This window comes from Spirillospora sp. NPDC049652 (genome assembly GCF_040675125.1).
In the GTDB taxonomy this organism is placed as follows: domain Bacteria; phylum Actinomycetota; class Actinomycetes; order Streptosporangiales; family Streptosporangiaceae; genus Spirillospora.
This window is the reverse complement of the sequence record NZ_JBFAOF010000250.1, coordinates 1-8,521: the sequence shown is the minus strand read 5'-3', so window position 1 is coordinate 8,521 and position 8,521 is coordinate 1. Positions and strand designations below refer to the sequence as shown.

Below are 8,521 nucleotides of genomic sequence, written 5' to 3'. Positions count from 1 at the left end.
CCGAGCGGGCCGTCCGCGCCGCCCGCCGCGAGCACCTCGGGACCGGGCACCCCGGCGCGCGCCGCCGCCCGGATGAGCTCGGCCTCCCGGACCAGCGGCACGCTCGCGGACGCGCCGGGCGTCCCCAGCCGCAGGATCAGCGGAACGTCGCGCCCGTCCGCGGCGAGGACCTCGAACCCGCACGTCACCCGCGACGCGCCGCCACCGCCCCGGCGCAGACCGCGAACCCGAGCGCCGGGCCCGAACCGGTCCCGCAGCACCTCGCCCAGGGGGCCGGCCAGCCGATCGAGGTCCATGCCCGCCATCCTGGCAGAGCGGTCAGTCCTCGAGAACGCGTCCGCCGGACGCGGCGGGCAGCCCGCCGAGGATGAGGTCGGCGAGGCTGTCCACGACGGTCTCGCGCGGCACGTCGGCGGTGTGGTCGAGCCACCAGTCGCCCGCCGTCTGCACCATCCCGACGACCGCGTGCCCCCAGACGTTCGCGCGGACCGGGTCGTCCAGCTCGCCCTCGGCCACCATCACCTCGGCCAGCGCCCGGCCCAGCTCGCGGATCATCGTGCTCATCGCGCTGTGCGTCGCGGCGTCCTCGGCGCTCGCCCGGTGCATCAGGAACCGGTAGAGGTTCAGGTTCGCCGAAACCAATGCCAGGTAGGTGTCGATCGTCGTGCGAGTGCGGTCGCGCACGGGCACCGCGCGGGAGAACTCCGCGCGCACGCCTTCGATCAGCTTGCGCGCGTGCCGTTCGGCGAGCGCCTGGTACAGCCCGCTCTTGTCGCCGAAATGGCGGTACAGGATGGGCTTGCTGATCCCCGCCTCGGCGGCGATGGCCGCCATCGACGCCTCCGGCCCCTCCCGCTGGATCACCCGGTCGGCGGCCTCCAGCAGCGCGCGCCGGCGACCGGGGTCGCGCCCCGCGCCCCGTCCGGCGAACCCGTTAACCCTGGTCATCGTGCGGCCACCTTACGGCACACAAGCAACCCCCGGACGCCCGGCGAATCGGGAACGTGTACCCATGTCCGCGACACACGAAACCGTCGGTGATCGACTCCTTGCACTGCGTGCATGCCGGCCATAGTTTCGGGGCGATCCCTCCACCGTCTGCCTAATACCAAGAGGTGAACCGAGAATGCCGGCGGAACCGTCCAGCGTCAGCGTGCTCCAGCGCGTCGAACTGTGCGACACCGACGTCACCGGGCACTATCACCACTCCACGGTGATCCGGTGGGTCGAGTCGGCCGAGCAGACGCTGCTGCACCGGCTCGGCCTGGACCACCTGCCCGTCATGCCGAGGGTCAACTACACCGCCAGCTACCGCCGCCGGCTCTGGCGGCACGAGGTGGTGGAGACCCGCCTGCGCGTCGACCGGCTCGGCCGGACGTCGCTCAGCTACGAGTTCGAGGTGCGCAGCGGCGACGCCGGCCCCTGCGTCGACGGCTCGCTCACCGTCGTCAAGGTCGCCCCCTTCACCGGCGAGCCGCTGGTGTGGGAGCGCGAGGAGCGCGACCTGCTGCTGCGCTCGGGCAGCCAGGAGGGCGACTTCCTGCGCCCGGGCGGCCCGCTCGTCCCCGCCAGCGGCGACCCCAGCACGCTCCCCATGCCCCGCCCGGCGGCCGACCACTGGGGCATCGGCTACGGCTGATTCCGGCCTGGCCCGAGCCATCGGAAAGGAGTACGCACGGAGCCGGTGCTCCACCCGGGAGCACCGGCTCTCCATTTTCTGTGAGCGCGCCGGCGATGAGGCCCCCGGACCGGCGGTCTAGCCTTTCGTCTCGACGCCGAGTTCGTGGACCTTGCGGCGGATGTCCGCGGCGGTCAAGCCGGTGGCGGCGGCGAGGCTCTCGGCGGTGTGGCCGGCGCGGGTGGCGTCGGCGCAGGCGGCGAACAGGTCTGCGGCCGCCTGGTCGGCCTCCTCCTTGGCCTGCAGGTAGCGGGCGTTGGCGAGTTCGACCTTTGCGCGGGCTTCGTCGGCGTCCATAAGAAGAAAGTAGCGGAACGCCTCACACCTGCGGCGATCACCCGTCCCTCAACCGGACGTCGGCAGGCGGAGCACCCCTGGCGGCCCCGCCTCGCCGACGCCACGGCACGGTCAGGTCGGCTCGGCCTGAAGAGTGTCGAGGGTGCGGGTGAGCCAGGCGCGTTCTGCGGACGAGGTGGCGCGGGCGATGTGCTGGATGCCGGCCCGGAAGGGCGATCGGAGCTCGTTCTCGCGCAGCGCCCGGTCCTCGTCGATGAAGAACCCCCGCCCTGGGTCTTCGAGGAACTCCAGGCGGCGGCGGAGGATGTCGGCCTGCGCGGCAGGCTCCAGCAGGTGCAGGAAGGCCAGGATCACGAAGTACTTGTTGCGGTCGGTGATGTCCAGGTCGTCCGGGTGCGTGAGCTGGTGCTCCAGTTCGGCGCGTCCGGCTTCGGTGAGCGTGAACACCTGGCGGGCGGGCCCGCCCGAGCCGGGCGCCGGGTTCCGGCTCACGAGGTCGCGGCCGCGGAGGCGTTGCAGGGCCGGGTACAGGGAGCCGTCGCTGACCGGTCGCACGTGCCCCACCAGCTTGCTGATCCGCTTGCGCAGTTCGTAGGCGTGCATGGGCTCCTCGGCCAGGAACCCGAGGATGGCGAGTTCGAGGATGGCTCCTACCTCCCGGGGCGGGTCCGGCCGCCGGGACGGCAGGCCGAACGACACGATGGCCGCGACGACGACCCCGGCGGCGGCGAGCTGGAGCACCGACAGGCGTTCGTCCAGGACGATCGTACCCAGCAGCATCGACACGACCGGCGCGGCGAACGACACCAGCGACGCCTGGACGGCCCCCACCCGCTGGACCAGGACGGTGTTGGCGAGCCAGCCCAGCCCCGAGCACAGCACCCCCAGTGCCAGAACCGCCGCCCACGGCCCGGCCCCCCATCGGACGGCGGAGAGGTGCGTCGCCGCGAAGGGCGCGGTGATGACGACCGCGACCGCCATCTGGGCGGTGGTGAGCGCGAACGGGTCGACGTCCCGCAGCCGCGACCGGACGACGAGATTCCCCGCGGCATAGCTGAACGCGGCGGCCAGGGGCAGGCCCGCCCACAGGAGCGGCCCGCCGGTCCCGTCGGCGGCGGTCATCCCGACCGTCCCGAACAACGCGGCCACCAGGCACACGGCCCGCCGCACACCGAGCCGTTCGGCGGGGAACAGCAGATGACCGGCGAGCGCGATCCACATGGGGGTCGTGGCCAGCAGCAGCGAAGTCAGGCCGGTCTGCACATGGTGTTCGCCGATGGTGATGAGGACGGACGGCAGCGCGGCGCTGCACACCCCCACCGCCAGAACCTCGACCGGCCGGGACGCGAGCAACCGGACGGGCGCACCGAGCGCCTCGGCCCGCCCGCGGCGCGCCCAGGTCACCGCGAGCAGCGTGACGGCGGCCAGCGCGAACCGAGCACACGTCAGGACGTCGGCGGGCAGGTCCCGCGCGGCGATCGAGATCAGCAGGAAGGGAACGCCGAGGGTGAACGTCACCCACAGCCCCAGCACCCCATGGGGCGAAAGTCGAACCATCCGCGGATACTAACTCGATCCGAGGTACTCCGCACAAGCCAGCCCTGTGACCAGTGCCGATCGCGGATGCGCAGTGTGAATCACGCGCCGTCGCGGGTTGCCCGCGCCGCCTCTTCGTCCTCGTCCAACCGGGATCGCAGGAACTCGCCGATGTCGCTCATCACGACGGCGCTTCCTCCTCGCGTGCCGCTTTGAGGCGGTCGTACTCCGGGAGGCACCAGGTGAAGATGGCGTCCAAGTCCTCCATGGTCACGGCCGTGTCCGTAGGCAGGTTCTCGAACGCCGTCACGCATAGCCTGTGGTACTCGTCGTTCGTCAGGTCCACCCTGGTGTCGCCGAGGTCGCGCTCGCTCATCCCGTCATCCTTTCGCGTCTGGTCGGGCACGACTCGACGTCCGCGAGGTTGCGCGTCACGCCTGCCGGTCATGGCCGCCACCCGCTGCTCGTCCAGCGGCGCATTTCGGTGCCGGTGGTACCGGAGACGTCCACGGGCGTGAACCCCAATCGAACTCCAATCACGAAAACGACCGGCCTGAGGACCCGGCTCGCAGGGTCTCAGACCGGTCGTCACCACGCCCGCCTCAGGCCGGGAGGCGGCGTGTTCGTGCAGGTCAGGCCGTCAGCGGACGGGGAGGCCGGTGACGGTTCGGCCGATGACGAGGCGCTGGATCTCGCTGGTGCCCTCGAAGATGGTGAAGATCTTGCTGTCGCGGTGCATGCGCTCCACCGGGTACTCGCGGGTGTAGCCGTTGCCGCCGAGGATCTGGATGGCCTCCTCGGTGACGCGGACGGCGGCCTCGGAGGCCATCAGCTTGGCCATGGAGCCCTCGGCGCTGGTGAACTCCTTGCCGTTGCGGGCCATCCAGGCGGCGCGCCAGACCATCAGGCGGGCGGCGTCGACCTGGCACTTCATGTCGGCGAGCTTGAAGGCGATGGCCTGGAAGTCGCCGATCTTGCGGCCGAACTGCTCGCGCTCGGTGGCGTACTGGAGGGCGTAGTCGTAGCCGGCGCGGGCGACTCCGACGGCCATCGCGCCCACGGTGGGGCGGGTGGTCTCGAAGGTCTTCATCGCGGCCTGGCCCTTGGCGCTCTTGCCCTCGCGGACGCGGGCGATGCGGGCGTCGAACTTCTCCTTGCCGCCGACGATGAGGTTGCCGGGAATGCGCACGTTGTCGAGGACGACCTCGGCCGTGTGCGAGGCGCGGATGCCGTGCTTCTTGAACTTCTGGCCCTGACGGAGGCCGGGGGTGTTCGGCGGGACGATGAAGCTGGCCTGGCCGCGGCTGCCGAGGTCGGGGTGGACGGACGCGACGACCACGTGGACGTCGGCGATGCCGCCGTTGGTGGCCCAGGTCTTGGTGCCGTTCAGCACCCACTCGTCCTTGGCCTCGTCGTAGACGGCGCGGGCGCGGATCGAGCCGACGTCGGACCCGGCGTCCGGCTCGGAGGCGCAGAACGCGCCGAGCTTGACGTCGTCGGCGGTGCCGAACATCTGCGGGACCCACTCGGCGATCTGCTCCGGGGTGCCGGTCGCGGCGACGGACGCGGCGGCGAGGCCGGTGCCGACGATCGACAGCGCGATGCCCGCGTCGCCCCAGAACAGCTCCTCGAAGGCGACCGGGATGCCGAGGCCGGTCGGCTCCAGCCACTGGGTGGCGAAGAAGTCCAGGGAGTACAGGCCCACCTTGGCCGCCTCCTGGATGATGGGCCAGGGGGTCTCCTCGCGCTCGTCCCACTCCTCGGCGGCGGGGCGGATGACGTCGCGCGCGAACTCGTGCACCCAGCTCTTGACCTCGGTGAGGTCGTCGCTCAGATCCAGCGAGAACGGAGTCGTCGCCTCGGTGTCCGACATCGTTATTGACCCTTCCTCCAATATCACGTGTTACCAACGGTAGCACTCCCGGGCGTTACCGCGGGTAACAGGCGGAAGGGAGTCACACGACGAAACGCCCGCCGGGTCCCGGTGTCTCGGGGTCCCGGCGGGCGTGCGCCCGCGGCTACTCGGCGGCGTGCTTGTCGAGGAAGGTGTAGACGTCCGCCTCGTCCACGCCGGGGAACGCGCCGGGCGGCAGGACCGACAGGACGTGCGAGTGCGCGCGGGCGGACGGCCAGGCCATGCCCTCCCAGCGTTCGGCCAGCTCACGCGGCGGACGCTGGCAGCAGTCCCCGTCCGGGCAGGCCGACTTCACCCGGTTGGTCGTCTCCCGGCCCCGGAACCAGCGCGAGTCCTCGAACCGGACGCCGAGGGTGATGGCGAAGTCGCGCTCGTGCGAGGGGTCGATGTGCGACAGGCACCAGTACGTCCCCTTCGGCGTGTCGGTGTACTGGTAGTAGACCGAGAACCGGTCGGCCGCGCTGAAGACGTGCCGTCCGGCCCACGCGCGGCACATCCGCTGGCCCTCGATCGCGCCGTCCTCGTCCTGCGGGAACGCGAGGCCGTCGTTGGCGTACGCCTTGTAGATCGTGCCGTTCTCGTCGTTCTTGGTGAAGTGCAGCTGCAGGTCGAGGTGGTGGGTGGCCATGTTGGTGAACCGGTGCGCGGCCATCTCGTACGACACCGAGAAGACGTCCGCCAGGTCCTCCACCGACAGCTCGCGCGCCTGCTTGGCCTCGGTCAGGAACGGCACGACGGCCCGCTCGGGCATCAGGATCGCCGCGCCGAAGTAGTTGGCCTCGACGCGCTGCCGCAGGAAGTCGGCGAAGTCGCGGGGCTGGTCGTGGTCGAGCGCGATGTGCCCGAGCGTCTGCAGCAGGATCGTGCGCGGCGTGTGCATGCCGAGCTGCTCGCGCTCCAGGTAGATCCGCCGGTTGCGCAGGTCGGTGATGGACCGGACCGAGCGCGGCAGGTCGCGGACGTACTGGAGGCTGAAGCCGAAGTGGCCGACCAGGCCCATCAGCATGCCCTGGGAGACCGCGCCGCTGCGGTAGCCGACCGCGTCGAGGGTCTGCGCGGCGACCCGCTCGATGTCGCCGAAGTGGTTGCCGCGTTCGTGCATCTGGCGGCGCAGCTCGGCGTTGGCCTTGCGCGCCTCCTCGGGGGACGCGGTGGGCTTGGTGTGCGAGCGCCGCAGCTCCCCGTACAGCGCGAGGATGTGCTCGAGGATCTCGTTCGGCATCCGCTTGCCGACCTTCAGGTGCGGCAGGCCGAGGGACCGGTAGACCGGGTCGCGCTGCGCCTCCTCCAGGGCGATCTCCAGCTGGGCGCGGCGGGACGGCGGCTGGCGGCGCAGCAGCTCCTCGATCGGCACCTCCAGCGCGCCCGCGAGCGCCTGCAGCAGCGACAGTTTCGGCTCGCGCCGCCCGTTCTCCAGCAGGGAGAGCTGGGACGGCGCGCGGCCGACCTTCTCCCCCAGGTCGGCGAGCGTCATCCCGCGGCTGCGCCGGAGATGGCGGAGCCGCTGCCCGAAGGTGACGAGATCTACGTCACTCGTCAAGTTAAGGGGTTCTTCTGGCCGCAAGGTCGTCACCGCTTCATGATAGCGAAAATTCGGCAGAAGTTTCGCTTCTTTGGGCGCTCTCGGGCGTGTCCGGCCGGGGCATAGTCGTGGCAAGCACCCAGGGGACGACATCCCCGGGACGGCCGGTTCCCGTCGGGTCCGTTCCGTCCCGGGCTTATGGAAGGGCAGAACGATGAGCGAAGGTCGCCTCAAGGGCGCAGCCGACGAGCTGCGGGCTGAGTGGAGCACCGACGAGCGGTGGAAGGGCGTCGAGCGGACCTACACGGCCGAGGACGTCGTCAAGCTGCGCGGTTCGGTGCAGGAGGAGCACACCCTCGCCCGCCTCGGCGCCGAGCGCCTGTGGAAGCTGCTGCAGGAGGAGGACTACGTCCACTCCCTCGGCGCGCTCACCGGCATGCAGGCCGTCCAGCAGGTGAAGGCCGGCCTCAAGGCCATCTACCTGTCCGGCTGGCAGGTCGCCGCCGACGCCAACCTGGCCGGCCAGACCTACCCCGACCAGAGCATCTACCCGGCCAACTCCGTCCCGGCCGTGGTCCGCCGCATCAACAACGCGCTGCTGCGCGCCGACCAGGTGCAGTGGAGCGAGGGCTCGGGCGACGTCCACTACCTCGCCCCGATCGTCGCCGACGCCGAGGCCGGGTTCGGCGGCGTGCTCAACGCCTTCGAGCTGATGAAGGGCATGATCGCGGCCGGCGCCGCGGGCGTGCACTGGGAGGACCAGCTGGCCTCCGAGAAGAAGTGCGGCCACCTGGGCGGCAAGGTCCTCATCCCGACCTCGCAGCACGTCAAGACGCTGAACACCGCGCGCCTCGCCGCGGACATCGCCGGCGTCCCGTCCCTGATCATCGCGCGGACCGACGCCGAGGCCGCGACCCTGATCACGACGGACGTGGACGAGCGCGACCGCGAGTTCATCACCGGTGAGCGCACCGCCGAGGGCTTCTACCACGTGCGCAACGGCATCGAGCCGTGCATCGCCCGCGCCAAGGCCTACGCGCCGTACTCCGACCTGATCTGGATGGAGACCGGCACCCCGGACCTGGAGCAGGCCCGCAAGTTCGCCGAGGCGGTCAAGGCCGAGTACCCGGACCAGATGCTCGCCTACAACTGCTCGCCGTCCTTCAACTGGAAGCAGCACCTGGACGACGCGACCATCGCCAAGTTCCAGCGCGAGCTCGGCCACATGGGCTTCAAGTTCCAGTTCATCACCCTGGCCGGCTTCCACGCCCTCAACCACGGGATGTTCGACCTGGCCTACGGCTACGCCCGCGAGGGCATGACCGCCTACGTCGAGCTGCAGGAGCGCGAGTTCGCGTCGGTCGAGCGCGGCTTCACCGCCGTCAAGCACCAGCGCGAGTCGGGCACCGGCTACTTCGACATGGTCAGCACCGCGATCTCGCCGGACTCCTCCACCACGGCGCTGAAGGGCTCCACCGAGGAGTCGCAGTTCCACTAGGCCGTCCGGCTCCGAGCGCCCCGGGCCGGTCCGCGGCCCCACCGGGCCGGTAGCACGACCGGCCCGGCGGACCGG

8 protein-coding genes and 1 pseudogene are annotated in these 8,521 nt (G+C 71.0%); 2 read left to right on the top strand and 7 right to left on the bottom strand.

Translation table 11 applies throughout. The features are described from left to right. Together AB0J52_RS17945 and AB0J52_RS17940 are read right to left on the bottom strand one after the other, a co-directional pair. Nucleotides 1–296 (bottom strand): annotated as a pseudogene (locus AB0J52_RS17945) (phosphotransferase family protein); the annotation flags it as partial. A 22-nt stretch (nucleotides 297–318) separates the two neighbouring features. Continuing rightward, nucleotides 319–948 carry a TetR family transcriptional regulator gene (locus tag AB0J52_RS17940; RefSeq protein ID WP_500182712.1) on the bottom strand — a complete coding sequence of 210 codons (630 nt, stop codon included), beginning with the start codon at nucleotides 946–948 and terminating at the stop codon, nucleotides 319–321. Nucleotides 949–1,126: 178 nt separating this feature from the next. Here AB0J52_RS17940 and AB0J52_RS17935 point away from each other — a divergent pair, with 178 nt between their 5' ends. Further along, the gene (locus tag AB0J52_RS17935; RefSeq protein WP_500182711.1) at nucleotides 1,127–1,639 is read left to right on the top strand and encodes an acyl-CoA thioesterase; all 513 of its coding nucleotides are present in this window, start codon (nucleotides 1,127–1,129) and stop codon (nucleotides 1,637–1,639) included. Between the two features lie 117 nt (nucleotides 1,640–1,756). Here the strand turns inward: AB0J52_RS17935 and AB0J52_RS17930 are convergent, their stop codons facing one another. The 5 genes from AB0J52_RS17930 to AB0J52_RS17910 form a co-directional block, all read right to left on the bottom strand. Further along, nucleotides 1,757–1,975, bottom strand: coding sequence for a hypothetical protein (locus AB0J52_RS17930; RefSeq protein WP_500182710.1), 219 nt, complete (start codon nucleotides 1,973–1,975; stop codon nucleotides 1,757–1,759). A 111-nt stretch (nucleotides 1,976–2,086) separates the two neighbouring features. Further along, on the bottom strand, nucleotides 2,087–3,532 hold the full coding sequence (locus tag AB0J52_RS17925; RefSeq protein ID WP_500182709.1) for an EamA family transporter: 1,446 nt from the start codon (nucleotides 3,530–3,532) through the stop codon (nucleotides 2,087–2,089). Nucleotides 3,533–3,692: 160 nt separating this feature from the next. After that, a complete protein-coding gene (locus AB0J52_RS17920; protein WP_500182708.1) occupies nucleotides 3,693–3,887 on the bottom strand; it encodes a hypothetical protein in 195 nt (64 codons plus the stop codon). A 264-nt stretch (nucleotides 3,888–4,151) separates the two neighbouring features. Continuing rightward, nucleotides 4,152–5,384, bottom strand: a complete 1,233-nt coding sequence (locus tag AB0J52_RS17915) for an acyl-CoA dehydrogenase family protein (protein WP_500182707.1) — start codon at nucleotides 5,382–5,384, stop codon at nucleotides 4,152–4,154. Nucleotides 5,385–5,529: 145 nt separating this feature from the next. Next, entirely contained in the window at nucleotides 5,530–6,966 is a 1,437-nt protein-coding gene (locus AB0J52_RS17910) for a helix-turn-helix domain-containing protein (RefSeq protein WP_500182706.1), read from the bottom strand. A 196-nt stretch (nucleotides 6,967–7,162) separates the two neighbouring features. On the opposite strand from AB0J52_RS17910, the gene aceA reads away from it, so the two are divergent. Beyond that, nucleotides 7,163–8,446: an isocitrate lyase gene (gene aceA, locus AB0J52_RS17905; RefSeq protein ID WP_500182705.1), complete on the top strand. Its 1,284-nt coding sequence runs from the start codon at nucleotides 7,163–7,165 to the stop codon at nucleotides 8,444–8,446. The last annotated feature ends 75 nt before the right edge of the window (nucleotides 8,447–8,521 follow it).

Coding starts and splice junctions, on each gene's coding strand:
- AB0J52_RS17940 (WP_500182712.1), bottom strand. CDS start 948: ATGACCAGGGTTAACGGGTTCGCCGGACGGGGCGCGGGGCGCGACCCC.
- AB0J52_RS17935 (WP_500182711.1), top strand. CDS start 1,127: ATGCCGGCGGAACCGTCCAGCGTCAGCGTGCTCCAGCGCGTCGAACTG.
- AB0J52_RS17930 (WP_500182710.1), bottom strand. CDS start 1,975: ATGGACGCCGACGAAGCCCGCGCAAAGGTCGAACTCGCCAACGCCCGC.
- AB0J52_RS17925 (WP_500182709.1), bottom strand. CDS start 3,532: ATGGTTCGACTTTCGCCCCATGGGGTGCTGGGGCTGTGGGTGACGTTC.
- AB0J52_RS17920 (WP_500182708.1), bottom strand. CDS start 3,887: ATGAGCGAGCGCGACCTCGGCGACACCAGGGTGGACCTGACGAACGAC.
- AB0J52_RS17915 (WP_500182707.1), bottom strand. CDS start 5,384: ATGTCGGACACCGAGGCGACGACTCCGTTCTCGCTGGATCTGAGCGAC.
- aceA (WP_500182705.1), top strand. CDS start 7,163: ATGAGCGAAGGTCGCCTCAAGGGCGCAGCCGACGAGCTGCGGGCTGAG.